Source organism: Streptomyces sp. NPDC050738 (genome assembly GCF_040654175.1).
Lineage (GTDB): Bacteria > Actinomycetota > Actinomycetes > Streptomycetales > Streptomycetaceae > Streptomyces.
Genome location: NZ_JBFAHN010000002.1, coordinates 279,989 through 304,996 on the forward strand (window position 1 = coordinate 279,989; position 25,008 = coordinate 304,996).

Consider the following 25,008-nt stretch of genomic DNA (forward strand, 5'->3'; position numbering starts at 1 on the left):
TTTCCCGTGGTCACGAGTGGCGCGACCAGCGGATGTCGCTGTGTGTTGCCGAGGGTTGGCGGAGTGTGACCCATAGCCTTCGCCGGGTGAGCGATGCGATGAGTGCCTACCGCCGGCCCCGGCTCCTGTCCCCCGTGCGGGAGCATCTGCGGGACAACTTCTGGTTCGCGCCCATGGCCGCGATGGTGCTGGTCATGCTGGCCTGGACGGTGGCGTCCGACCTGGACACGGAGTTCGTGCGGCAGTTTCAGGCCGACGGGGACTACGACACGCTCACCGAGTTCGCGAAGGTCACGGAGGACGTCAAGCCCGTCATCTCGACCGTGAGCTCCGCCATGATGACCTTCATCGGGGTGGTGTTCTCGATCTCCCTGGTGGCCGTGCAGATGGCTGCCGGGCAGTTCAGTCCGCGGGTGGTGCGGATCTTCGTGCGGTCGCGGATCACCAAGTCCACGTTCGCGGTGTTCCTGGCCACCTTCGTGCTGTCGCTCGCCGTGCTGTCGTCGTACGAGAGCGAGACCGATCCGCGGCTCCTGACCGAGGTGCCGTTCGTGCAGAGTCTGCTCACGCTGGTCATGGTGGCGCTCAGCCTGCTGCTGTTCGTGGCGTATGTGAACTCCACGCTGCGGCTGATGCGGGTGGGGCAGGTGGTGGACCGGATCGCCAGGGAGGCCTTCCGGACGCTGGCGCTGCAGCCGGGGACGTGGGACGCCGCGTGGGAGATTCCTGCGGAGACCGGAGTCGTACGGCACGCGGGGCGCGCCGGGGTGCTGCGCGATGTGAACATCGCCCGGCTCGTGCTGATGGCCCGGCGCCACGGGCTGGCGGTACGGCTCATTCCGCGCATCGGGGACTTCGTCGTGCCGGGTGCTCCGCTGCTGTCCGTGCACGGCGGGGCCGTACCCCGCCGTGCGTCCATGACCGTGCGGTCGTCGGTTTCCGTGGCGGCCGAGCGGACCTTCCACCAGGACCTGGGGTTCGGGCTGCGTCAGCTCTCGGACATCGCGCTGAAGGCCCTGTCGCCCGCCGTGAACGATCCGACCACCGCCGTGCAGTGCCTGGACCGGATCATGCAGCTGCTCGCGTCGGTCGCCATGCAGCCGCTGGGCGCGGTGCAGCACCGGGATGCGAAGGGTGACGTACGGCTGGTGCAGCCCGTGCCGGAGTGGACCGACCTGGTCAATCTGGGGCTGGCCGAGGTGCGCGGGTGCGCCATCGGCTCGCCACAGGTGACGCGGCGGCTGATGGCGGTGCTCGACGATCTCGTGGAGCTGGCGCCCGCCGGGCGCAGGGGCGTGCTCATGCACCATCGTGAGCTGCTCGTACGCGCCGTGGAGCGGGTTGTTCCCGAGCCGGCGGACCGGGTTTTCGCCCTCACTCCCGATCATCAGGGCATCGGCTGAGGTGGGCGGCGCCTCCCCGGCCTGGGAGGCGCCGCCCGTGTGGGGTTCCTACGGAATGAGCTGGTAGTCGGGGAAGTTCCCCGGCAGCCGCTCGCCCGCAGGGCCTTCGGTCACGGCCTTCACCAGCAACTCGCCGCCGACGAAGGCTCCGCGCCAGGAGGCGCCCAGTCCGCCGAAGAGTTCGTCGCGGTCGCCGCGGGAGCGGGGCTTCGACCTGCCGATCTTGAAGGCGCGGATCTGGGGTGCGAGGCGTTCGTACGTCGCCTCGTCGTCGGTGGACAGGGTGGCCACCAGCGCCCCGTTCGAGGCGTTCATGGCGGCCAGGAGCTCCGCCTCGGTGTCGACCAGGACGATCGTGTCGACCGGGCCGAAGGGTTCCGCGTGGTGCAGCGGGGAGGAGGGAGGCGGGTTCAGGAGGGTCACCGGCTGGAGGTAGGCGCTGGTGTCCTGGCCGGGCAGGAAGCGGGCCTGGTCGGGCGTCGCGCGGTGCAGGGGTACGGCGCCGCGGTCGATCGCCTCGGCCACCTGGTCGCCGAGCTCCTTGGCCTTCGCCGCGTTGATGAGCGGGCCGAAGTCGAGTTCGGGGAGCGGGTCGTCCGGGTGCTCGACCGCCAGGGGGTGACCTGTGCGCAGCGAGCTGACGGCGGGGAGGTAGGCCCCGAGGAACTGGTCGAAGGCGCTGCGCTGGACGACGAAGCGGGGGTAGGCGGTGCAGCGCTGCTTGCCGTAGTCGAAGAGCTTGGGGATCACGGAGGACAGGGAGTCGAAGTCCGTGCAGTTCCAGATGCCCCAGGTGTTGAGGCCCTCCTGTTCCAGGATGTGGCGCTTGCCCAGGTCGGCCACGGCGGTGGCGATACGGGCGCCGGTGTCGCGGCCGCCGACGAAGGAGACGCAACCGATTTCCGGGGAGCGTACGAGGGCTTCGGAGAGTTCGCCGCCGCTGCCGCTGACCAGGGTGACGGGGATGCCTTCGCGGGCCGCGAGGGCGGCGGCCAGGGTGAGGCAGGCGACGCCGCCGTCGGTCGGGGCCTTGGCTATGACCGCGTTGCCGGCCAGGGCCTGCACCAGCATCGCGTGGACGAGGACGGACATGGGGTAGTTCCAGCTGGCGATGTTGGAGACCGGGCCCGCGAGGGGGGTGCGGCCTTCGAGCATCGTGTCGATGCCGTCCACGTACCAGCGCACTCCGTCGATGGCGCGGTCGACGTCGGCCTGGGCGAGGCGCCAGGGCTTGCCGATCTCCCAGACGAGGAGGAGGGCGAGGAGTTCACGGTGTTCGGTCAGGGCGTCGAGGGTGGCCGAGACGCGGGCGCGGCGCTCGGGCAGCGGGATGTGCCGCCAGGCGCGGTGCTGGTCGAGCGAGGCGGCCACCGCCTGCTGGGCGGTGGCGGCGTCGAGGCGGGGCGGGCCGGCGATGGGGCTGCCGTCGACGGGTGAAGTGGCGGGCAGGGCGCGGCCGTCGGCCCGCCACGCGGATCCCCAGAGGTTGAGGACGCGGTCGCCCTGGAAGGCCTCGGGGGCGACGGCGAGGCAGCGCTGCCAGGCGTCGGACCAGGTGGTTCCGGGCTTGATGATGAGGGTGGGTGCCATCGGTACGGTTCTCCGCTCGTGGTGGGCGGGGCGAGGTGAGTGGCGCACACGGCTGCCCTCGCACAGGGCAGCCGTACGGTGAAGGTAGTGAGGGGTGTGCGGTCGCGCTATGTAACTGTCTTTAATTGTGGGTGACTTCACTTACGGCATCGAGCTGCGCGAGGACCAGTGCGGCGGTCTCGGACGGGGTCGATCCGACGGAGACGCCCGCGGCTTCGAGGGCTTCCTTCTTGGCGCGGGCCGTGCCGCTGGAGCCGGAGACGATCGCCCCCGCGTGCCCCATGGTCTTGCCCTCGGGGGCGGTGAATCCGGCGATGTATCCGACCACCGGTTTGGTGATGTGCTCGCCGATGTACGCCGCCGCGCGCTCTTCCGCGTCGCCGCCGATCTCGCCTATGAGGACGATCAGTTCGGTGTCGGGGTCGTCCTGGAAGGCGGCGAGGCAGTCGATGTGCGTGGTGCCGACAACGGGGTCTCCGCCGATGCCGACCGCCGAGGAGAAGCCGATGTCGCGGAGCTCGTGCATGAGCTGGTAGGTGAGGGTGCCGGACTTGGAGACCAGGCCGATCCGGCCGGGCTTGGTGGCGATGTCGGCGGGGATGATGCCTGCGTTGGACTGTCCGGGGCTGATGAGGCCGGGGCAGTTGGGGCCGATGACGCGGGTGCCCTTGTTCTTTGCGTACGCCTGGAAGACCACGGCGTCGTGGACGGGGATGCCTTCGGTGATGACGACCGCGAGGCCGATCCCCGCGTCGGCCGCCTCGATGACGGCGGCCTTGGCGAAGGGCGGAGGGACGAAGATGACGGTCACGTCGGCGCCGGTGGCGGCCATGCCCTCGGCCACGGAACCGAAGACGGGGACGGTGCGGTCGTCGAAGTCGACGACCTGGCCCGCCTTGCGGGGGTTGACCCCGCCGACGATCTCGGTGCCCGCGGCGAGCATACGGCGGGTGTGCTTCATGCCTTCGCCGCCGGTCATGCCCTGGACGAGGACCGTGGACTCCTTGGTGAGGAAGATGGCCATCTTTATCGGACTCCCTGGGTCTGCGTCGCGAGTTCGGCCGCGCGGCGCGCGGCGCCGTCCATGGTGGTGACCTGTGTGACGAGGGGGTGGTCGCGGTCGGCGAGGATCGCGCGTCCGCGGGCGGCGTTGTTGCCGTCGAGCCGTACGACCAGGGGTTTGGTCAAGTGGACCGATTCCAGGGCCTGGACGATGCCGTCGGCGACCGCGTCGCAGGCGGTGATGCCGCCGAAGACATTGACGAGGACGGAGCTCACCTGGGGGTCGGAGAGGATGACGGAGAGGCCGTCGGCCATGATCTGGGCGGAGGCGCCGCCTCCGATGTCGAGGAAGTTGGCGGGCTTCGCGCCGCATCCGGCGACGACGTCGAGGGTGGACATGACCAGGCCGGCGCCGTTGCCGATGATGCCGACGCGGCCGTCGAGCTTCACGTAGTTGAGGCCCTTGGCGGCTGCCGCCGCCTCCAGTGCGTCGCCGTGCGGGTCGGCGTGGTCGGAGCCCCAACGGGCCTGCCGGAAGGCCGCGTTGTCGTCGAGGGTGACCTTGCCGTCGAGGGCGAGGATCCGTCCGTCGGTGGTGCGGACCAGGGGGTTCACCTCGACGAGGAGGGCGTCCTCGCGGACCAGGACCTGCCAGAGCTGTTGCAGTACGGTCGCCGCCTCCGTGGGAAGTCCGGCCGCGGCGGCGATGTCGGCGGCCTTCTCGGCGGTGACCCCCTCGGCCGGGTCGACGGGGACGCGGACGACGGCTTCGGGGCGGGTGGCCGCCACTTCCTCGATCTCCATGCCGCCCTCGGCGGAGGCAATGGCGAGGAAGGTGCCGGCCGCGCGGTCCAGTACGTAGCCGACATAGAACTCGGCCTCGATGTCGACCGGTTGGGCCAGCATCACCTTGCGGACGGTATGGCCTTTGATGTCCATCCCGAGGATCTGACGGGCGGTGAGTTCCGCCGATGCGGCGTCGGTGGCGAACTTGACGCCGCCCGCCTTGCCCCGGCCTCCGGTTTTTACCTGTGCTTTGACGACGACCCGGCCGCCGAGCGCCTCGGCGGCCGCCCTCGCCTCGCGCGGTGCGGCCACAACTGCCGCGTCCGGCACCGCGATGCCGTGGTCCTTGAAGAGTTCCCTTGCCTGGTGCTCATACAGATCCATGCCGGCTCCTGACTCGGTGGGAAAAGTGCCGCACGCCCCCTGGACACCACCCCTCGAATGGGGGATAACAAGGTTCATACAGTATTCGTCGACTGTATGCAATGTACCGAGCGGAGCATCGACTGCTTCAACTCCCCTGTTCCAGAACCAAGTTCACGCAGTGAGGGGCCCTTGGCATGACCAAAGCTCTAGAAGGCGTACGCGTCCTCGACATGACCCACGTACAGTCCGGGCCCTCGGCCACCCAGCTCCTCGCCTGGCTCGGCGCGGACGTGGTGAAGCTGGAGGCACCTTCCGGGGACATCACCCGCAAGCAGCTCCGCGACCTCCCGGACGTCGACTCGCTCTACTTCACGATGCTCAACTGCAACAAGCGGAGCATCACCCTCAACACCAAGTCGGAGCGCGGCAAGGAGATCCTCACGGAACTCATCCGCCGCTCGGACGTGATGGTGGAGAACTTCGGCCCGGGCGCCGTCGACCGGATGGGCTTCACCTGGGAGAAGATCCGGGAGATCAACCCGCGGATCGTCTACGCCTCCATCAAGGGCTTCGGCGACGGCCCGTACACCAACTTCAAGGCGTACGAAGTCGTCGCGCAGGCCATGGGCGGCTCGATGACCTCCACCGGTTTCGAGGACGGCCCGCCGCTGGCGACCGGCGCCCAGATCGGGGACTCCGGTACCGGCATCCACGCCGTGGCCGGCATCCTCGCCGCGCTCTTCCAGCGGGAGAACACCGGGCGCGGGCAGCGCGTCAACGTGGCCATGCAGCACGCCGTGCTCAACCTCTGCCGGGTGAAGCTGCGCGACCAACAGCGCCTTGCCCACGGCCCGTTGGCGGAGTATCCCAACGAGGACTTCGGCGACGAGGTGCCGCGTTCGGGCAACGCGAGCGGCGGCGGACAGCCGGGCTGGGCGGTCAGGTGCGCCCCCGGCGGGCCCAATGACTACGTCTACGTCATCGTGCAGCCCGTCGGCTGGCGGCCGATCAGTGAACTCATCGGGCGGCCCGAGCTGGCGGACGACCCCGAGTGGGCGACGCCGGAAGTGCGGCTGCCCAAGCTCTCCAAGATGTTCCAGCTCATCGAGGAGTGGTCCTCGACCCTTCCCAAGTGGGAGGTGCTGGAGAAGCTCAACGCCCACAACGTCCCCTGCGGACCGATCCTCTCCACCAAGGAGATCATCGAGGACGCCTCGCTGGCCGCCAACGAGATCGTCGTCGAGGTCGAGCACCCGGAGCGCGGCACCTTCACCACCGTCGGCTCCCCGATCAAGCTCTCCGACTCCCCCGTCGACGTGCTCACCTCGCCGCTGCTCGGCGAGCACAACGCGGAGGTGTACGTGGGTGAACTCGGCCTGGGCGACGAGGAATTGCGCCTTCTCAAGACGGATGGAGTCATTTGATGTCACCCGACAAGGCAGCGGTCCGGCAGGTACTGGACGCCGCACTCGCCGAGGGCCGCAGCGCCCTCACGGCGCCCGAGGCCAAGCGGATCGCGGATGCGTACGACATCCCGGTCCCCGCCGAGGCGCTCGCCGAGTGCGCGGACGAGGCCGTGGCGCTCGCCGACCGGATCGGGTTCCCGGTCGCGATGAAGATCGTCTCCCCCGAGATCGTGCACAAGACGGACGCGGGCGGCGTACGGATCGGGGTGCGGAGCCATGCCGAGGTGCGCGAGGCCTTCGCCACGATCGTCTCCAACGCCCGCCGCCACGACCCCGATGCGACCATCCTGGGCGTCCAGATCCAGCAGATGGTGCCGGCCGGGACCGAGGTGATCGTCGGCACGGTCACCGACCCCACCTTCGGCAAGATCGTCGCCTTCGGCCTCGGCGGAGTGCTGGTGGAAGTCCTCAAGGACATCACCTTCCGGCTCGCCCCCGCCACCGAGGACGACGCCCTGTCGATGCTGGACTCGATCCGGGCCGCGGAGGTGCTGCGCGGTGTCCGGGGCGGGGCAGCCGTCGACCGCACCACGCTCTCCCATCTGATCGTCGGCGTCTCCCGGCTGGCCGCGGACTTCCCCGAGATCGCGGAGATCGACCTCAACCCGGTCTTCGCCTCGGCGGACGGGGTGATGGCGGCCGACGTACGGATCCTGCTCGGCGGGGAGACGGCGGCGCCCCGGCGCTCGTACAGCCGCGACGAGATCCTCACCTCGATGCGCCGGCTGATGCAGCCGCGCTCGATCGCCGTGATCGGCGCCTCCAACGAGGAGGGGAAGATCGGCAATTCGGTCATGAAGAACCTGGTGGCCGGGGGCTTTACGGGAGATATCCACCCGGTGAACCCCAAGGCTGACGACATACTCGGCCGTAAGGCTTACAAGAGCGTCATGGATGTTCCTGGTGAGCCTGATGTGGCGGTCTTCGCGATCCCCGCGAAGTTCGTCGCCTCCGCCCTCGAAGAGGTCGGCCGCAAGGGCATACCGAACGCCGTCCTCATCCCGTCCGGCTTCGCCGAGACCGGCGAACAGGCCATGCAGGACGAGCTCGTGGCCATCGCCGAGCAGTACGGAGTGCGGCTGCTCGGACCGAACATCTACGGCTACTACTCGACCTGGCACGACCTCTGCGCCACCTTCTGCACGCCGTACGACGTCAAGGGCGGCGTCGCTCTGACCTCGCAGTCGGGCGGCATCGGCATGGCGATCCTCGGCTTCGCGCGCACCACCAAGACGGGTGTCTCGGCGATCGTCGGGCTCGGCAACAAGTCGGACCTGGACGAGGACGACCTGCTGACCTGGTTCGGCGAGGACCCCAACACCCAGTGCATCGCCATGCACCTGGAGGACCTCAAGGACGGCCGCGCCTTCGTCGAGGCGGCGCGGGCGACCGTGCCCAAGAAGCCGGTCGTGGTCCTCAAGGCGGGCCGCACCAGCGCCGGCGCGAAGGCGGCGGGCTCGCACACCGGGGCGCTCGCCGGGGACGACGCCGTGTACGAGGACATCCTCAAGCAGGCGGGGGTGATCAGGGCGCCCGGTCTGAGCGACATGCTGGAGTACGCCAGGTCGCTGCCCGTGCTGCCCACCCCCAAGGGCGACAACGTCGTGATCATCACGGGGGCCGGCGGCTCCGGCGTCCTGCTCTCCGACGCGATCGTCGACAACGGGCTGACGCTGATGGAGATCCCCGACGACCTGGACGCCGCGTTCAAGGCCTTCATCCCGCCCTTCGGCGCGGCGGGCAACCCGATCGACATCACCGGAGGCGAGCCGCCCTCCACGTACGAGGCGACGATCCGCCTGGGCATGGAGGACCCGCGGATCCACTCCCTGGTCCTCGGCTACTGGCACACCATCGTCACTCCCCCGATGGTCTTCGCGGAGCTGACGGCGCGTGTGGTCGCGGAGTTCAGGGCCCGCGGCATCGAAAAGCCGGTGGTGGCGTCCCTGGCGGGCGACGTCGAGGTCGAGGAGGCCTGCCAGTACCTCTTCGAGCGGGGGGTCGTGGCCTACCCGTACACGACCGAGAAGCCGGTCGCGGCGCTGGGCGCGAAATACCGGTGGGCGCGATCGGCGGGGCTCCTGTGACGCCGACACCCCACCCGGCCGGGGGGCCGCGGGCCGCAGGGCTGTGGGGAGGCGGCCGATGACGTGAGTCATGAGGGGTGGTCCCGGCCCGATTCGGGCCGCCACCCCCGGCCTTCGGCCGACGAATGGCACTGGACAGGGGGCGCTGGCCAGGTTCCTTCGACGTCAAGGGGACGAACATGAGCACGGATGGTGCAAGCCGGAGCGCGCAAGGTGTCGCGTACCGGGAAGTGACGGACAGCAAGGGCCGCATCTACCGGGTCGGCGAAACCGACCGGGACATCCTCGGGCACTCCCGCAAATTCATGGTGTACATGCCATGGATAGCCATGATGGCCATCAGCGTGTCCGAGTACGCCTACGGTTCGGCCGAGGACACGCTCTCGGAGGCGCATGGCTGGACGCAGAGCAACACCTTCTGGATCCTGAGCGTCTGGGTGTTCTTCCAGGCCGGGATCGCATTCCCCGCGGGGTGGATGCGGGAGAAGGGGATACTGACGGCCCGCAGGGCCATGTTCGTGGGCGCCGGGCTCTGCTTCATCGGCTTCCTCGCGCTCTCCCACTTCCACAACGTATTCGCCGCGATCTGCGGCTTCGGCGTCATCGGCGGTCTGGGTTCGGGGCTCATCTACGCGACCTGTATCAACATGGTCGGCAAGTGGTTCCCGGAGCGCCGCGGAGCGAAGACCGGTTTCGTCAACGGCGGCTTCGCCTACGGCGCACTGCCTTTCATCTTCATCTTCAACTACGCGTTCGACACCGGTAACTACAACGAAGTCCTCGACCTCATCGGCGTCTATGTGCTGATCGTGGTGGCCATCTGCGCCTGGTTCTTCAAGGACCCGCCGAAGAACTGGTGGCCGGCCGAGATCGACCCGCTGAACTACAGCGGCAACACGAAGACCGCCGCCAGCCTCGCCATGAACCCCCCGGCGGTGAAGCAGTACACCCCCAAGGAGGCCATCAGGTCCGGTGCGCTGCCGCTCATGTGGATCACCCTGGTGATGACGGCGGGCGTCTCCATCTTCGGTATCTCCTTCCAGGTGGACTTCGCGAAGGAGGTGGGCTTCGGCCCGCTGGTCGCCGCCTCGTCGATGGGCATCATGGCCGTTGTCAACGGCGTCGGGCGTGCGGTGGTGGGCTGGCTCTCGGACATCTGGGGCCGCAAGCTGACCCTGGTGTTCGTCATCGTGGCACTGGGTCTGGCCCAGTTCGGCATCATCTGGGCCGGGAACATGCACAGCGAGTGGCTGTTCCTGTTCTTCGCCTTCCTGTCGGGCTTCGGCGGCGGCGCGTTCTACCCGATGTTCGCGGCACTGACCCCGGACTACTTCGGTGAGAACTACAACGCCACCAACTACGGCCTGGTCTACAGCGGAAAGCTGGTCAGCGGCCTCTTCGGCGGCGGGCTCGGTTCCATGGTCGTGGACTCCTGGGGCTACAACGGCGCCTACGCCCTGGCAGGCGGCATCTCCATGGCGGCCGCGGCCATCGCCCTCCTGCTGAGGCAGCCGGGCAGGTCCGAGATCCGCAAGATCACCCCGAATCCGCAGCCCGTGAGCAGGGAGGTCGTCTGACCCCCTTCTCCACGGTCTGTGCCAAAGGCCCTCGTCCCCGGACCGAGTCCAGGGGCCGAGGGCCTTTGGCGTGAGCGCGACGCGTCAGCAGTTCCTCTCGCGCAGCCCCCTCAGACGCGTGAGCGGAGCGGGAGGAAGGTCAGCACTTCTTCCCGCGCAGCGCGGCCAGGTGGTCGTAGCCGATCTTCGCGTGCTTCAGGGACTGGCCCGGGTCCGTGCCGCTCGGTGCGTTGTCCTGCTCGACCATCGGGTTGCGGTAGTTCTGCTCGCCGACCCGGCTGAGGAAGGTGGTGTAGTCGATGACACCGGTGCCGAAGGGCACCATGTCGTAGCCCATGCCATTGGTGTCGTTACGGGTGCCGTCCTTGGCGTGGAAGAGCGGGTAGCGCTTGTTGTGGGCGCGGACCAGGGCCGCCGGGTCGAAGACCTTCTCCCGCGTGGAGCCGTCGTGGGCGGTGTAGGTGTGGAACTTGTACTGCGCGACGTGCGCCCAGAAGACGTCCATCTCGAGCCACACGGTCCTGGGGTCGCTGACCTTGAGGAAGTACTCGAGCTTGCGGATGCCGGAACTGCGGGTCGGACGGCCCTGGGCATCGAGGGGGCCGCCGTCGAGCAGGAAGTCGTACGCCCCGTCGTGGTTGTGGGTGTACAGCTTGATCCCCGCGCGGTGTGCGATCTCTCCGAGCGCGTTCCACTTGTCGGCGGCCACGTCCCAGTCGGCCTTGTACGCACTGTTCGTCGGGTCGCCGCCCGTGCCCATGTGGTCCATCCCGAGGATCCCGGCGATCTCCAGGTGCTTCTTGAAGGTGTCGGTGTCGGGCTGGCTGAGGGGCCAGGAACCGGGGATGAAACCGTGGTTGCCCTGAGCGCTCAGCCCGTACTCGTCGAGCCAGGAGCGCAGCAGTTTGGCACCCTCCACGGATTCGAGGCTGGCGCCGCCGGGGGCGTTGGCGTGCTGGCCGTAACCGGCGAACTCGACCTGCTTGTAGCCGTAGCGGGCCAGCTCCTTGAAGACCTCGCGGAAGCCGGAGGGCAGGTCGGTGGAGAGCGGGTCACGGCCTGTGGCATCACGCACGGTGTAGATGATGATGCCGCGCTTGCGGGCGGGTACGAGGACGTTGCGGCGGCCCTGACCATGGCCGGTGCCGCTCTCCGGCCGTGCCTGCGACTGGGCGAAGGCGGGTGACGCGCCGAACACCGGGGCGGCGATGGCGCCGGCGGCGGCTGCCGTGCAGGTGGAGAGGAAGTTGCGGCGGTTGATGCCGAGGCGCTGTCTGAGGGATTCGGCGGAGTGGTCGTGGGAGTCGAAGGTGCTCACGATTGCCTCTCTTCTGCGTGCGGGGCGGGTGCCGTTGACGCGTTGTCAGTGGCGTGTGCTGCACTTGCCGTATCCGCTTCTCCGCCGGGTCGGGCCAGGCCCGCCAGGCCGAGGAGCAGGGACTTCACATCGGTGGCCGATACGCGGTCGCCGAAGGCGCGGGGGGTGGAGCTGATGATGAGCGGACCTGTTGCGTCGCTCAGAGGGAGGCGGCCATGGCTGCCGCGAATAGGTGAGGGGTCCAGGGGGACCACGGCCATCCGGTAGCGCATGCCGAGTTTCTTGCGGGCCAGGGCCTTGGCCGCCTTGACCTTGACGTACGGGTCGAGGGGGTCGAGGAAGAGCTCGACCGGGTCGTAGCCGGGTTTGCGGTGGATCTCGACGAGCTGCGCGAAGTCGGGGGCGCGGGCGTCGTCGAGCCAGTAGTAGTACGTGAACCAGGCGTCCGGGTCGGCGACGGCGACGAGTTCGCCGGAGCGGGGGTGGTCGAGTCCGTGCGTCTTCTTGCCCTCGTCGTCGAGGAGTTGCTCAATTCCGGCGAGGTCGCGGAGGGCTTCGCGGGTGGCTTCGAGGTCCTCGGGGCGGCGGACGTAGATGTGGGCGATCTGGTGGTCGGAGACGGCGAAGGCCCGGGAGGTCATCGGGTCGAGGTACTCCATGCCGTCCTGGGTGTGCACCTCCAGGAGTCCGGCCCTGCGCAGCGCCCGGTTGATGTCGACGGGGCGGCTCACCGGGGTGATGCCGTACTCGGAGAGTGCGACGACGGTGCGGCCCTCGGCCTTGGCGTCGTCGAGCAACGGGGCGAGGACGGCGTCGAGGTCGGCGGCCGCCTTCAGGGAGCGCGGGTCGTCGGGGCCGTAGCGCTGGAGGTCGTAGTCCAGGTGCGGGAGGTAGCAGAGAGCCAGGTCGGGGTGGCGGGTGGTGAGGAGGTGGCGGGTCGCGTCGACGATCCACTGCGAGGAGACGATGTCGGCGCCCGGGCCCCAGAAGTGGAAGAGGGGGAACGTGCCGAATTTCTCGGTGAGTTCGTCGTGCAGGGCCGGGGGGCGGGTGTAGCAGTCGGGTTCCTTGCGGCCGTCGGCGTAGTAGACGGGGCGGGGGGTGACGGTGAAGTCGGTGTCGGCGCCCATCGCGTACCACCAGCAGACATTGGCCACCGTGTAGCCGGGGTGGACGCGGCGGGCGGCGTCCCAGATCTTGTCGCCCTCGACGAGACCGTTGTGCTGGCGCCAGAGGAGGACCTCGCCGATGTCGCGGAAGTACCAGCCGTTGCCGACGATGCCGTGCTCGGAAGGGGCGGTGCCGGTGAGAAAGGTGGACTGGGCGGCGCAGGTGACCGCGGGCAGCACGGTGCCGAGCGGGGCCTGGGAGCCGGACCGGGCGAGGGTCTTGAGGCGGGGCATGTGGTCGAGGAGTTGCGGGGTGAGGCCGACGACGTCCAGCACGAGGAGCGGGTGGGGGTGCTGCGGGGTGGTCGCGGTCACGGGAGCTCCTTCAGTCCGAGGTCGGTCAACAGGTCGCGGGCGAGGGTGAGTTCGGCGGCGATCCCGTCGGCGAGCTGGGTGCGGTTGCGCGGGCGCAGCTCGGCGGGGAGCGCCTGCCAGGTGTAGGTCTCGACTTCGAGGTGGCGGGTGAGTGGGTGTTCGCCGCCGACCAGCCGCGTCAGCGTGTCCTGGAGCACGGGGAGCGTGGAGGTGAGCGGCGGGGCCGGTGGGGCGTGCAGTGGGACGTGGAAGTGGGAGCGCCAGGGGGTGGCGTCGGGGAGGTCGCCGCCGGTGAGGGCGGCGTCCAGGTCGTCCGTTCCGCGCAGGCCCGTACGGGTACGGGTGCGGGTCTGGTGGAGGAAGCGGGGCTCGGCGAAGTCGGCGAGGGCTTCACGGACTTCGGGGAGGTGGGGGTGTTCGGCGTGGAGGGCTGCGGAGAGCTGCGCCTTGGGGATGGGGATGCCGGCTGCGCCGAGCGCGCGGAGTGCCGTTGCGGGGTCCTCGAAGGAGGTGGCCAGATGGCAGGTGTCGATGCAGATGCCGATACGCGGTGAGCCGATGGCGGTGAGCGGGCCGATCGCGTCGGCGGTGGTCTCCACGGTGCAGCCGGGTTCCGGCTCAAGGGCGATGCGTATCGACTTGCCCGTGAGTTCCTCGAGTGCGTCGAGGCGGCCGGCGAGGGTGGTCAGGGCCGCGTAGGACGTATCGGCCGCGGCGTCGTCGAACTCCGTGCGCCAGGCGAGAGGGAGGGTGGAGATGGATCCCTCGGTGACGTCGTCGGGGAGCAGGCCGGCGAGGAGACGGGCCAGGTCGGTGGTGTGGGCGAGGCGTTCGGGATCGGCCCAGTCGGGCTTGTACACCCGGTATTTGACCTCTTCGGCGCCGAATCCCTCGTAGGGGAATCCATTGAGGGTGACGACTTCGAGGCCGCGCTGGTCGAGTTCGCCGCGCAGGCCGCGCAGGGCGGCCGGGTCGGTGATCAGGGCCCTGGCTGCATCCCTGGCGAGCCAGAGGCCGATGCCCAGGCGGTCGCGTCCGAGTCGTCTGCGTACGGGTTCGCAGTGGTCGCGCAGCTGGTCGCGTACGCCGTCGAGTGTCTCGGCGGGGTGGACGTTGGTGCAGTACGCGAGGTGGACGATCGAGCCGTCGGGATGGCGGAAGCGCATGGTCAGGCACCTCCGCGGAGGATGGAGTTGCCTTCGTGGGTGGGCTGTCGGGGTGCGACGGGATCGAGGCGGAGGCGTCCGCTGAGGCCGTAGAAGGCGACCGGGTTGTCCCAGAGCACCTTCTCCACGTCGCCTTCGGTGAAGCCCGCATTGAGCATGGCGTCGGCGACCTTGCGGGTCTTGAGCGGGTCGCTCTTTCCCCAGTCGGCGGCCGAGTTGACGAGGACGCGTTCGGTTCCGTAGGTCCGCAGGACCGCGACCATCCGGTCCTCGTCCATCTTGGTGTCGGGGTAGATGGAGAACCCGAGCCAGCAGCCGCTGTCAGTGGCGTCTTTTACGGTTGTTTCATTGAGGTGGTCGAGAAGGACACGGCCCGGGGGGAGGTCCGATTCACGGACGACGTCGATGGTGCGGCGCAGGCCGGTGAGTTTGTCGCGGTGCGGGGTGTGGACCAGGGCGGGCAGGCCGTGGTCGGCGGCCAGTTGGAGCTGGGCGGCGAATGCGGCGTCCTCGGCGGGGGTCATCGAGTCGTAGCCGATCTCGCCGACGGCGACGACGTTGTCCTTGACTAGGTAGCGGGGCAGTTCGTCGAGCACGGGGGTGCAGCGGGGGTCGTTCGCCTCTTTGGGATTGAGGGCGAGCGTGCAGTGGTGGGCGATGCCGTACTGGGAGGCGCGGAAGGGTTCCCAGCCCAGGAGCGCGTCGAAGTAGTCGAAGAAGCTGGCGGGCGAGGTGCGGGGCTGGCCGAGCCAGAAGGACGGCTCGACGAGGGCGCGTACCCCTGCGTCGTACATCGCCTGGTAGTCGTCGGTGGTGCGGGAGGTCATATGGATGTGCGGATCGAAGATGCGCATCGGCGGGACTCCTACTCCTCGGCGGCGGTCAGGGACAGGACGTGGTGGAGGTCGAGGGGGATCTCGCGGCCCGCGGCGGTGCGTTCTGCGGCGTAGTCGCGGAGCATCCTGGCGAGTTCGGCGTCGCCGTGCGCGCGGGCGGCCAGATCCGCGACGGCGTCGACTGCGACGCCGGTGAACAGGCACTTCAGGACGGCGTGCCGCCAGGAGTGCGGGTCGAGGTGGGCAGCGGCGTAGGGGCCGACGGCTGCGGCGATCAGGTGGGTGTCGTTGGTGCGCAGGGCGTCTTCGACGAGCGGGAGGGCGGTGGGGCCGAGGGCGGGGAGGTGCGGGAGGGCGAGGAGCACGGCCTGGCGTTCGGCGGCCGATCCCTGTTGGTAGAGGCGGGTGACGGTGGAGGTGTCGGCGCGGGCCTCGGCGAGGAGGAGGGTGCGGATCGTGCCGGCGTGCTCCTGGCTGCACTCGCGGGCCGCGGTCGCGAATCGCATCTCCCATACGGGTACGGCCTGTTCAGCCTCGGCGAGCGCTTCGTCGAGCCAGGCGCGGGCCGCTCCGGGGAGCAGCGCGTCGAGTTCCTTGCGGGTCATCGGCATGCCGGGGCCGCCTTACGGAGGAAGTCCAGTGAGGTGCGGGCGAGTTCGGGGCCGGCGTGGGAGTGGCGGGGCAGCTCGACGACGGTGAGGCCCTGATAGCCGGTGGCGGCGAGTGCTTCGAGGACGGGCGGGAAGTCGATCTCGCCGTCCCCGAACGGGAGGTGTTCGTGGACGCCGCGCCGCATGTCCTCGATCTGGACGTGCCGCAGCCAGGGTGCGGCCTCGCGTACGCAGTCGGCGGGCGAGGCCTCTTCCAGGCACTGGCAGTGGCCGATGTCGAGGGTGAGGCCCAGGAATTCAGGGTCCCCGAGGGTCCGGCGCAGGTGGTGGAAGTCGGCGAGGGAGGAGAGGAGGTGGCCCGGTTCGGGCTCGACGGCCAGGGGGATGCCGGCCACCGCGGCGGTGTCGAGGACCGGGGTGAGCGCTTCGGCGAGGCGCTTCCAGGCGGTGTCGGGGTCGGTGCCCTCGGGGGTGACCCCGCTGAAGCAGTGCACGGCGTGGGCGCCCAGGTCCGCGGCGACCTGCACGGCCGTCTTCAGCAGGCGTATGCGGGCGGCGCGGCCTTCGGGGTCCGGGTCGAGGAGGGAAGGGCCGTGCTTGCTGCGGGGGTCGAGGACGTAGCGGGCGCCGGTCTCGACGGTGACGGAGAGACCGAGGCGTTCCAAGGTGTGGGCGACTCGGCGGGTCCTGGCGCCGAGGCCCGGGCCGACGGGGTCGAGGTGCATGTGGTCGAGGGTCAGGCCGACGCCGTCGTAGCCGAGGTCGGCGAGGAGGTGGAGCGCGTCGTCCAGGCGGAGGTCGGTGAGGCCGTTGGTGCCGTAGCCGAGGCGCAGCGTCATGTGGGGCTCACCTTCCGTGCAAGCTTGCGGGCCAGCGGGGCGAGGGCTCCGATGGCTGCGGCGGTTCCGGTCGCGCCGGTGCGGGCTGCGAGGGCGGACTGGAGCGGGATCATCGCTCGGATGCCGGCGCCTACTGCGCGTTGGGTGAGGGGTGGGGAGGGGTTGAGGGCGGCGTGGAGGTAGGGGCGGGTCGCGGTGGCGAGGTAGGCGAGGGCGGCGGGGGTGGCCGCTGCGCGGGCCATGTCCCCAATCCCGCCCCTCCCCGGCTGTGCCATGTGCGGCTCCGCCGCGTGGGGGGCTGCGCCCCAGACCCCCGAGCCCCGGTAAGCGGGGGCTTCGCCCCCTGCGCCCCCGTACGCGACCTCCGGCCGCGTGTCCTCAATCGCCGGACGGGCTTGATTTTCGCGACACCGGCTCGCAAGCCCCGCAGCGGCGGCGCTGATCAAGGACGTCACCGCCAGCGCTGCCAGGGGCGCCCGCGTCGAGCCGCCCTCCACCTCGTGCCGCGACACCGTTGTCACCGCGTACGTGTGCGCCCCCATCAGCGCCGCCGGAGTCAGCGCGTGACGCACCCCCGGACCCGTCGCCACCGCCCCCATCAGGACATCCAGCGCCCGCGCCGCCCCCATCGCCGCAGGACCGGCCGGAGTCCGCTTCCACACCAGGTCGTACGACCAGACCGTCGCCGCCAGCGCCGCCGACACCCCCAGCGCCCGGCCTCCCGCCCGGGACGCCAGGGCCAGGCCCGCTCCCGTCAGTGCCATCGACGCGCCCAGCGCCGCGCCCGCGCTGATCCGGCCCGAGGGGATCGGGCGGTGCGGGCGGTCGATCGCGTCCTCCTCGCGGTCCGCCCAGTCGTTGAGGGCCATTCCCGCTTCGTAGAGGCAGAGCGAGGAGGCGATCGCGTACGCCGTACCCCTGTTGAGAGGGTGTCCCGCCGCGCCCGCGAGCGCGTCTCCCGGCACCGTGAACAGGGCCGATATACGCAGGAGTTCAAGCCATGCCCCCGCCGTCACCGGGACTCCCCCAGCTCCGCCGCGAACGCCAGCAGTGCGCCGTACTGGTCGGCGAGGCCCGCCGGGCCGCCTCCGTCCGGGTCCTTGAAGTAGAAGCCGAGCCGGGACAGCGGGCCGGTCATGCCCACCTCGTGCGCCCGCGCCACCAGCCGTGCCAGATCGAGGACCAGCGGTGCGGCGAGCGCCGAGTCGCAGCCCTGCCAGATCGTCTGGAGGATCATGCGCGATCCGAGGAAGCCGTCGAAGGCGATGTGATCCCAGGCCGTCTTCCAGTCGCCGAGCGCGGGGACGTCGTCGATATGGACCTCGCCCTCGGGGGTCGTTCCGAGGGTGTCCGCGAGTACGCGCTCCTTGCCCGCGTTCTTCGCGGCCGCGGCCCCCGGATCGGCCAGTGCCGCCCCGTCGCCGCCGCCCAGCAGATTGCTGCCCGACCAGGCCCGGACCGCCAGCGCGCGCTGGACGAACATGGGGGCGAGGACCGAGCGCAGCAGGGTCTGGCCCGTCTTGCCGTCGCGGCCCGCGTGGGGAAGTCCGCAGGTCGCGACGGCGTCCTGGAGGGCCGCCGCGCGCAGCCCGGTGGAGGGGGTGAAGTTGATGTACGGGCAGCCGGCCCGCAGGGCGGCCGCCGCGTAGAGGGAGCTCGCGGGGAGCCTCGCGTCGCCGGGCGCGGGGGCGGGCTCCGTGGAGGAGACGTTGACGACCACCGCGCGGGCCAGGCCGCGGTTCGCGACGAAGGAGGTGATGTCGGCGGCGAAGGCGGTGATGAGTTCGTCGTCGGTGCGGGGGTCGCCGGGGAGCGGGCCCCCGGGGCGTATCTGCTCGTCCGCCGCCGCGAGTTCGGCCCGTACCGCCGACGGCAGCCCGTGGGGCAGCACACCGCCTTCGGCGAGGGCCTCGGCCCGCTTGGGGAGCGGGCAGCTCGCCGTGTCGTGGCCGCCGAAGACCAGTGAGGCCAGGGCGGGCAGACCCGCGCCGGCGAAGGGCGGTGTCTCGGTGACCATGCCGGTCGCCGGGTGGAGTCCCGCGACCACCGCCGCGCTCCCCGCGACCGCGGTGGTGGCGACGGAGCCACGTGCTCCGACGAACCAGACTCCGACTCCGACTCCGGCTCCGACTCCGACTCCAATGCCTGCTGCGGACACGGGCTGCCTCCCTGGGGTGGTGCGGGTTCTCTCCGGTGTACGGACGGGGGTGAGGGGCGGCGGGCAGGGGTTCGGCGAGTCCCCCTGCCCGCCGCCGTCCGGTGGCTGCCCTCGGCTAGGCGGAGGGCAGTTCCTTGAGTTGGATGTTGCGGAAGGACACGTGGTCGCCGGCCGAGTGGTTCTGCAGGCCGATGTAGCCGTCCTTCAGGCTGCGCACCGGGTCGGTGTTGGTGAAGTCGTTGACCTTCACGCCGTTGAGGAAGATCGTGAGCCGTTCTCCCTGCACCCGGATTTCGTAGCTGTTCCACTGGCCCGGGGGCCTGAGCACCCGGTCGCGGGCCTTGAGGTCGGCCGACTTGAAGGAGTAGACCGAGCCCGTCGTGCGGTCGGGGGCGTCGGTGGCGTCGATCTGCACCTCGTAGCCCTTGTTGACCGCCGACCACGGGTCGTCCGACTCGGGGAAGCCCACGAAGACGCCCGAGTTGTCGTCGCCGGTCATCTTCCAGTCCAGCTTCAGCGAGTACGCGTTGAACTGCTTGGCCTGGTAGTAGAGCAGCCCCATTCCGTCCTGGGACTGCAGTTCACCGCCGACGACGTTGAACTTTCCGGGACCTGCCTGCTTCCAGCCCTCCAGGGTCTTGCCGTTGAAGAGCGGGCGGTAGTCGGTGGAGGGCTTGCAGTCGGCCTTGACCTGTCCGGCCGCGTACCGCAGTCCGCCCAGCAGGTGCTGGCGGAAGGCCGGTTCGGCGTACGACTCCTTGGTGTGGCCGAGGCCGGTGTAGAAGGAGCGGCCGCCCTGGTAGGCCTGGCACCAGGCGATCGGGTGGTCGCCCTTCATGGTGCCGCCGGTGTAGGTGGTCTCGTCGAGGGTGGCGAGCACCTTGGCCGTACCGCGCGGGTTGGTGCGGTAGTTGTAGAGCTCGTCGGTGTGCTCCCAGCTGTCGCCGAGGTGCGCGGTCGCCGGGTTGGTGTGGTCCTCGATGCGTACGGTCGCGGGCTGGATCTGTGGGTGTCCGGCGAAGTACGCGCCGACGAGTCCGCCGTAGAACGACCAGTCGTATTCGGTGTCGGCCGCCGCGTGCACGCCCATGTATCCGCCGCCGGTGGTGATGAAGTTCTCGAACGCCTTCTGCTGGTCGGCGTTGAGCACGTCACCGGTCGTGGAGAGGAAGACCACCGCGTCGTAGCGGGCGAGGTTGCTGGTGGTGAACTGGGCCGCCTCCTCGGTGGAGTCGACGGTGATGTTGCTGGACTTGCCGAGTTCCTTGAGGGCCGCGATGCCCTCGGGGATGGCATCGTGCCGGAAGGCCGCGGTCTTGGAGAAGACCAGGACCCGCTTGGCGGTCTTGTCGACGGGGGTGTTGGAGAGCTCGAAGTCGTCGATGTCGTAGAGCGCGCCGTCGCCGCCCTTGAAGACCAGGAAGAGTTCGGTGGCCTTGCCGGGTACGGACCGCAGGGGTACGTCGATGTCCTGGAAGGTCTCCCAGCTGCCGGTCACCGGCACCGGCGCGGAGCCGAGCAGGGTCCCGGTCGCCGATCCTGCCCGTACCTCGATGAATCCGCCCGCGCCGCCGGAGGAGATCCGTGCGGTGAGCTTGGTGGAGCCGGCGAGGATGTAGGGCTTGAAGGAGATCCAGTCGTCGTTGTCGATGTCGCCGACGGTCTTGCCGCCTTCCGCGGCCGCCTTGTCGTACGTCTTGATGCCGGACGAGCCGGTGAAGTGCTCGGCTTGGCGGTGCCTGGGCTGGAGCTGCGCCTGGTCCTTGCCGGTGAGCGCGGCCTGGCCGCCGCCTCCGCCGTCGGTGTATTCGGCGTCGACGACTCCGAAGACGTTGGCGTTGGGGTCGTGTCCGCCGTCGATGGCGGTGTTGATGGTGCCGGTGCAGCCGGTGGTGGAGGTGATGAGGTGGCCGTGGCTGTCATGGCCGAGGACGAAGTTCACCTTGACCTTGGCGCAGTCGATCGCCGGGTCCTCGGGGTCGGTGACCTTCACCTTGAAGGGGACCTTGTCGCCGAAGGTGAACAGCGCTCCATCGCCCGGCAGTTCAAGGGTGACCTTGGGCGCGGTGTTGCCGACCGTGATGTGCGCGCTCGCCGATCCGGTGCGGCCCGTGGGGTCCTTGGCAGTGACGGTCGCGGTGTAGGTGCCGTTCTTCTTGTACGTGTACGTGGGGTTGGCGTCGGTGGACTTGCCGCCGTCGCCGAAGTCCCAGGAGTACGTGAGGGCGTCGCCGTCGGAGTCCGTGGTGCCGGCCGAGGAGAAGGCGACCTTCAGCGGGGCATGGCCCGAGGTCTTGTTGGCTGCCGCCTCGGCGACCGGGGAGTGCCCGCCGGTGGCGTTCTCGATGCGGTAGAGGCCGGTGTTCTCGTCGCCGCCGAACCAGGCGGTGCCGTAGTCCAGGACGTACAGCGCTCCATCAGGGCCGAAGGCCATGTCCATGACCTGGGTCCCGGTCCAGGGGATCGGGTTGATGGACTCGACGGTGCCGTCGTCGGTGGAGGAGATGCGCTTGATCCAGCGGCGGCCGAACTCGCCGGCGAAGAAGTCGCCGTCGTACGCCTCGGGGAACTTGACCGGGGAGTCCAGGTTCGCGTCGTAGTGGTAGACGGGCCCGCCCATCGGGGACTCGGATCCGGTGCCGAACTCGGGCACCGAGCCGTTGTCGTACGGGATCCAGGCCGGCTGCGCGGGCGGCAGGTCGGTGATGCCCGTGTTGTACGGCGAGGTGTTCTTCGGGGCGTTGCAGTCGAAGGTCGCGCCCGAGACCTTCGTCTCGAAGTCGTACGCGACGTACGGGTCGTTCTTGCCGGTGCAGAACGGCCAGCCGAAGTTCCCCGGCTTGGTCACCCGGGCGAACTCGACCTGTCCCGCCGGTCCGCGCTTGGGGTCGGCCGCGCCCGCGTCGGGCCCGTAGTCGCCGACGTAGACGATGCCGGTGGCCTTGTCGACGCTGAAGCGGAAGGGGTTGCGGAAGCCCATCGCGTAGATCTCGGGGCGGGTCTTGGCCGTGCCCGGAGCGAAGAGGTTGCCGTCGGGGATCGCGTACGACGCGTCGTCGTTGACCTTGATGCGGAGGATCTTGCCGCGCAGGTCGTTGGAGTTGCCGGCGGTGCGCCGGGCGTCGTAGGCGGGGTTGCGGCCCGGGCGCTGGTCCATCGGGCTGTAGCCGTCGGAGGCGAAGGGGTTGGAGTCGTCGCCGGTCGACAGGTAGAGGTTGCCCTGCGCGTCGAAGTCGATGTCGCCGCCGACGTGGCAGCAGATGCCGCGGGTGGTGGGGACTTCGAGGATCTTCTTCTCGCTGGCGTTGTCGAGGGTGCCGTCCGCCTTGAGGGTGAACCGGGACAGCTGGTTGATCCCGTCGAACTTGGCGAAGTCGGCGGCGGTGCCGGTGTCGGGGGCGTCGCCTGCCGGAGTGCTCAGCGGGGGCGCGTAGTAGAGGTAGATCGCCCGGTTCTCGCTGAACTTGGGGTCGATGGCGATCCCCTGGAGCCCTTCCTCGTCATGGGAGTAGACGGGGATGGTGCCGACGACCCGGGTGTTGCCGGCGGCGTCGGTGGAGCGCAGGTCGCCTTCGCGCGAGGTGTGCAGCACGGTGCGGTCCGGGAGGACGGCGAGCGACATGGGCTCACCGGTCTCCTCCCCGCCCTTGGCGAGGGTGACCTGCTGGAAGTCCTCGGCCGCGGCGGCATCTGCGGCCTTGGGGGCCGGTTCGGCGGATGCGCCCTGCGGGGCACCGAGGGTGAGGGTGGCTGCGGCGAGAAGGCTGCCGGTGAGGAGTGCGAGTGCTTTCCGGGCTCTGAGCCGTTTTCTGTGCACGAGTGTCCTCCGGGATGACCGGTCGGTCGTACGGGGCGGGTTGCCGTGGCTTCCGTCGTGCGCCGTCACTCAGGTGCCACACGTTGCTTAAGTCCTGTACACGTCAGGGAACGTAGCCCCGTTCGTCCGGGACCGAAAGCCCTTGCGCAGCAGTTGTGTCAACTTCTTCCAGGGTCAGGACAAAGCCGTTCCCGGGCAGCAGGGACCGGCCCGGCGGCGCATCGGCCGCCGGGCGGCGACCTGCGGGTACTACGGACGCGCCCCTACTCGCCGCCTCCGAATGCGGCGTCGAAGGAGGCGGTGGGCAGGTCGAAATCGAGGCGCTTCAGATGGGCGAGCGCCTCGGGGGCGCCCGCCAGCCGGTCCATCCCCGCGTCCTCCCACTCGACGGAGACCGGCCCCTTGTACGCGATGGAGTTGAGCATCCGGAACACGTCCTCCCACGGCACGTCGCCGTGCCCGGCCGAAACGAAGTCCCAGCCGCGCCGGGGATCGCCCCAGGGCAGGTGCGAGCCGAGGCGGCCGTTGCGGCCGTCGAGGCGCTTGCGGGCCTCCTTGCAGTCGACGTGGTAGATCCGGTCGCGGAAGTCGTAGAGGAAACCGACCGGGTCGAGGTCCTGCCATACGAAGTGGCTCGGGTCGAAGTTCAGCCCGAACGCGGGACGGTGGCCGACCGCCTCCAGGGCGCGCTGGGTGGTCCAGTAGTCGTACGCGATCTCGCTGGGATGCACCTCGTGGGCGAAGCGCACCCCCTCGGCGTCGAAGACGTCCAGGATCGGGTTCCAGCGCTCGGCGAAGTCCTCGTAGCCGCGCTCGATCATCCGCTCGGGGGCGGGCGGGAACATCGCGACCAGATGCCAGATGGAGGACCCCGTGAAGCCGATGACGGTGTCCACGCCGAAGGCGGCGGCCGCGCGCGCGGTGTCCTTGATCTCCTGGGCCGCCCGCTGCCGTACGCCCTCGCCCTCGCCGTCGCCCCAGATGCGGGCGGGCAGGATCGCCTGGTGGCGTTCGTCGATGATCGAGTCGCAGACGGCCTGGCCGACCAGATGGTTGGAGATCGTCCAGCACTTCAGTCCGTACTTGTCGAGCAGCTGGTGCCTGGAGTCGAGGTACCCGGGGTCGGCCAGGGCCTTGTCGACCTCGAAGTGGTCGCCCCAGCAGGCGAGTTCGAGACCGTCGTAGCCGAAGTCGCGGGCGAGCCTGCAGACCTCCTCCAGCGGCAGATCGGCCCACTGGCCGGTGAAGAGTGTGAACGGGCGTGACATGAGTCGAGACCTCCTAGAGCTGTACGGGGGTGTAGACCGAGTTCTTCTGGGCGCTCTCCTCGACCGCGGCCAGCACCCGCTGGACCTGCAGTCCGTCCGCGAAGGAGGGCTCCGGGTCGCGTCCCGCGGCGATCGCTTCGACCAAGTCGCGGGCCTGGTGCACGAAGGTGTGCTCGTAGCCCAGCGCGTGGCCGGGCGGCCACCAGGCCTCCAGGTAGGGGTGTTCGGGCTCGGTGACCAGGATGCGTCGGAAGCCCGAGGTGACGGCCGGCTCGGTGTGGTCGTGGAAGGAGAGCTCGTTCAGCCGCTCCAGGTCGAAGGCCAACGAGCCGCGCTCGCCGTTGAGTTCGACCCGCAGGGCGTTCTTGCGGCCCGACGCCATCCGGGTCGCCTCGAAGGAGGCGAGCGCCCCGCCTTCGAGCCGCCCCGTGAACAGGGCGGCGTCGTCGACCGTGACCGGGCCGCGCTCGGCGCCACCGGCCGCGGAGAGGCCGCTGGAGACCCCGGCGAGCAGCGGCCGCTCCCGTACGAACGTCTCGGTGAGCGCGGAGACCCCCGTGAGGTACTCCCCCGCCAGGTACTGCGCGAGGTCCACCGCGTGCGACCCCAGGTCGCCGAGCGCGCCCGAGCCCGCGTACTCGCGCTTGAGGCGCCAGGTCAGCGGGAACTCCGGGTCGACCAGCCAGTCCTGGAGGTAGGTGACCCGTACGTGCCGCAGCGCCCCGAGCCTCCCCTCGGCGATCATCCTGCGGCCGTACGCGACGGCCGGCACCCTGCGGTAGTTGAAGCCGGCCATCACCAACTGACCTCGGCCCCTGGCCCGTTCGGCCGCCTCGGTCATCGCATCAGCCTCGGCGACCGAGTTGCCGAGGGGCTTCTCGCAGAGCACATGCTTTCCGGCTTCCAGCGCCGCGATCGCGATCTCCGCGTGGCTGTCGCCCGGGGTGCAGATGTCGACGAGCTGTACGTCGTCGCGGGCGATGAGGTCCCGCCAGTCGGTCTCGGTGGCCGCCCAGCCGTGCTTCCGCGCGGCGGCCCTCACCGCCGTCGCATCACGGCCGCAGACGGCGGCGAGCACCGGCCGCAGGGGCAGGTCGAAGACACGGCTCGCGGTGCGCCACCCCTGGGAGTGGGCGGCGCCCATGAACGCGTACCCGACCATGCCCACGCCGAGCGTCGGCGGCGGGGCCTCATTGTCCGTCTGGTCCATGCGGGATCCTCCTGTTCGTTCACG

At 69.9% G+C, this 25,008-nt stretch carries 17 protein-coding genes and 1 pseudogene; 4 read left to right on the plus strand and 14 right to left on the minus strand.

Translation table 11 applies throughout. From position 1 onward, the window contains the following. The first annotated feature begins 98 nt into the window (after positions 1-98). Positions 99-1,403 (plus strand): DUF2254 domain-containing protein, encoded by a 1,305-nt coding sequence (locus AB0H78_RS05540; RefSeq protein ID WP_363233430.1) that lies wholly within the window; start codon positions 99-101, stop codon positions 1,401-1,403. A gap of 48 nt (positions 1,404-1,451) precedes the next feature. On the opposite strand, the gene AB0H78_RS05545 is transcribed toward AB0H78_RS05540, so the two are convergent. From AB0H78_RS05545 to sucC, 3 genes are all read right to left on the minus strand, one after another. After that, complete coding sequence (locus tag AB0H78_RS05545) at positions 1,452-2,993, minus strand: aldehyde dehydrogenase family protein (RefSeq protein ID WP_363232938.1); 1,542 nt, start codon at positions 2,991-2,993, stop codon at positions 1,452-1,454. A 121-nt stretch (positions 2,994-3,114) separates the two neighbouring features. Then, on the minus strand, positions 3,115-4,017 hold the full coding sequence (gene sucD / locus AB0H78_RS05550) for a succinate--CoA ligase subunit alpha (protein ID WP_363232939.1): 903 nt from the start codon (positions 4,015-4,017) through the stop codon (positions 3,115-3,117). A 2-nt stretch (positions 4,018-4,019) separates the two neighbouring features. Continuing rightward, a complete protein-coding gene (gene sucC / locus AB0H78_RS05555) occupies positions 4,020-5,165 on the minus strand; it encodes an ADP-forming succinate--CoA ligase subunit beta (protein ID WP_363232940.1) in 1,146 nt (381 codons plus the stop codon). A 176-nt stretch (positions 5,166-5,341) separates the two neighbouring features. Between sucC and frc the strand changes: the two genes are divergently transcribed. The 3 genes from frc to AB0H78_RS05570 all read left to right on the plus strand — a co-directional run bounded on the left by frc (position 5,342) and on the right by AB0H78_RS05570 (position 10,277). Further along, positions 5,342-6,571 (plus strand): formyl-CoA transferase, encoded by a 1,230-nt coding sequence (frc, locus tag AB0H78_RS05560; RefSeq protein ID WP_363232941.1) that lies wholly within the window; start codon positions 5,342-5,344, stop codon positions 6,569-6,571. After that, a complete protein-coding gene (locus tag AB0H78_RS05565; protein ID WP_363232942.1) occupies positions 6,571-8,700 on the plus strand; it encodes an acetate--CoA ligase family protein in 2,130 nt (709 codons plus the stop codon). Before frc ends, AB0H78_RS05565 begins: the two co-directional genes overlap by 1 nt. Positions 8,701-8,879: 179 nt before the next feature. Continuing rightward, the gene (locus tag AB0H78_RS05570) at positions 8,880-10,277 is read left to right on the plus strand and encodes an OFA family MFS transporter (protein ID WP_363232943.1); all 1,398 of its coding nucleotides are present in this window, start codon (positions 8,880-8,882) and stop codon (positions 10,275-10,277) included. A 139-nt stretch (positions 10,278-10,416) separates the two neighbouring features. Here AB0H78_RS05570 and AB0H78_RS05575 read toward each other — a convergent pair whose 3' ends face one another. From AB0H78_RS05575 to AB0H78_RS05625, 11 genes and pseudogenes are all read right to left on the minus strand, one after another. Beyond that, positions 10,417-11,595 carry a sugar phosphate isomerase/epimerase family protein gene (locus AB0H78_RS05575; protein WP_363232944.1) on the minus strand — a complete coding sequence of 393 codons (1,179 nt, stop codon included), beginning with the start codon at positions 11,593-11,595 and terminating at the stop codon, positions 10,417-10,419. 95 nt (positions 11,596-11,690) lie between these two features. Beyond that, positions 11,691-13,079, minus strand: a pseudogene (locus AB0H78_RS05580) (nucleotide pyrophosphatase/phosphodiesterase family protein); the annotation flags it as partial. After that, positions 13,076-14,245: a metabolite traffic protein EboE gene (gene eboE / locus AB0H78_RS05585; RefSeq protein WP_363232945.1), complete on the minus strand. Its 1,170-nt coding sequence runs from the start codon at positions 14,243-14,245 to the stop codon at positions 13,076-13,078. The gene eboE and the pseudogene AB0H78_RS05580, both read right to left, overlap by 4 nt. Positions 14,246-14,247: 2 nt before the next feature. Next, positions 14,248-15,099 carry a TatD family hydrolase gene (locus AB0H78_RS05590; protein ID WP_363232946.1) on the minus strand — a complete coding sequence of 284 codons (852 nt, stop codon included), beginning with the start codon at positions 15,097-15,099 and terminating at the stop codon, positions 14,248-14,250. 11 nt (positions 15,100-15,110) lie between these two features. Continuing rightward, positions 15,111-15,692, minus strand: coding sequence for an EboA domain-containing protein (locus AB0H78_RS05595; RefSeq protein ID WP_363232947.1), 582 nt, complete (start codon positions 15,690-15,692; stop codon positions 15,111-15,113). After that, on the minus strand, positions 15,683-16,531 hold the full coding sequence (locus AB0H78_RS05600) for a sugar phosphate isomerase/epimerase family protein (RefSeq protein WP_363232948.1): 849 nt from the start codon (positions 16,529-16,531) through the stop codon (positions 15,683-15,685). Before AB0H78_RS05600 ends, AB0H78_RS05595 begins: the two co-directional genes overlap by 10 nt. Further along, positions 16,528-17,547 (minus strand): SCO3242 family prenyltransferase, encoded by a 1,020-nt coding sequence (locus tag AB0H78_RS05605; protein ID WP_363232949.1) that lies wholly within the window; start codon positions 17,545-17,547, stop codon positions 16,528-16,530. Before AB0H78_RS05605 ends, AB0H78_RS05600 begins: the two co-directional genes overlap by 4 nt. Continuing rightward, positions 17,544-18,689, minus strand: a complete 1,146-nt coding sequence (locus AB0H78_RS05610; protein WP_363232950.1) for an inositol-3-phosphate synthase — start codon at positions 18,687-18,689, stop codon at positions 17,544-17,546. Before AB0H78_RS05610 ends, AB0H78_RS05605 begins: the two co-directional genes overlap by 4 nt. Positions 18,690-18,804: 115 nt before the next feature. After that, positions 18,805-22,506, minus strand: a complete 3,702-nt coding sequence (locus AB0H78_RS05615; protein WP_363232951.1) for a ThuA domain-containing protein — start codon at positions 22,504-22,506, stop codon at positions 18,805-18,807. 263 nt (positions 22,507-22,769) lie between these two features. Then, positions 22,770-23,774, minus strand: a complete 1,005-nt coding sequence (locus tag AB0H78_RS05620; RefSeq protein ID WP_363232952.1) for a sugar phosphate isomerase/epimerase family protein — start codon at positions 23,772-23,774, stop codon at positions 22,770-22,772. A 13-nt stretch (positions 23,775-23,787) separates the two neighbouring features. Then, entirely contained in the window at positions 23,788-24,984 is a 1,197-nt protein-coding gene (locus AB0H78_RS05625; protein ID WP_363232953.1) for a Gfo/Idh/MocA family oxidoreductase, read from the minus strand. Between the last annotated feature and the right edge of the window lie 24 nt (positions 24,985-25,008).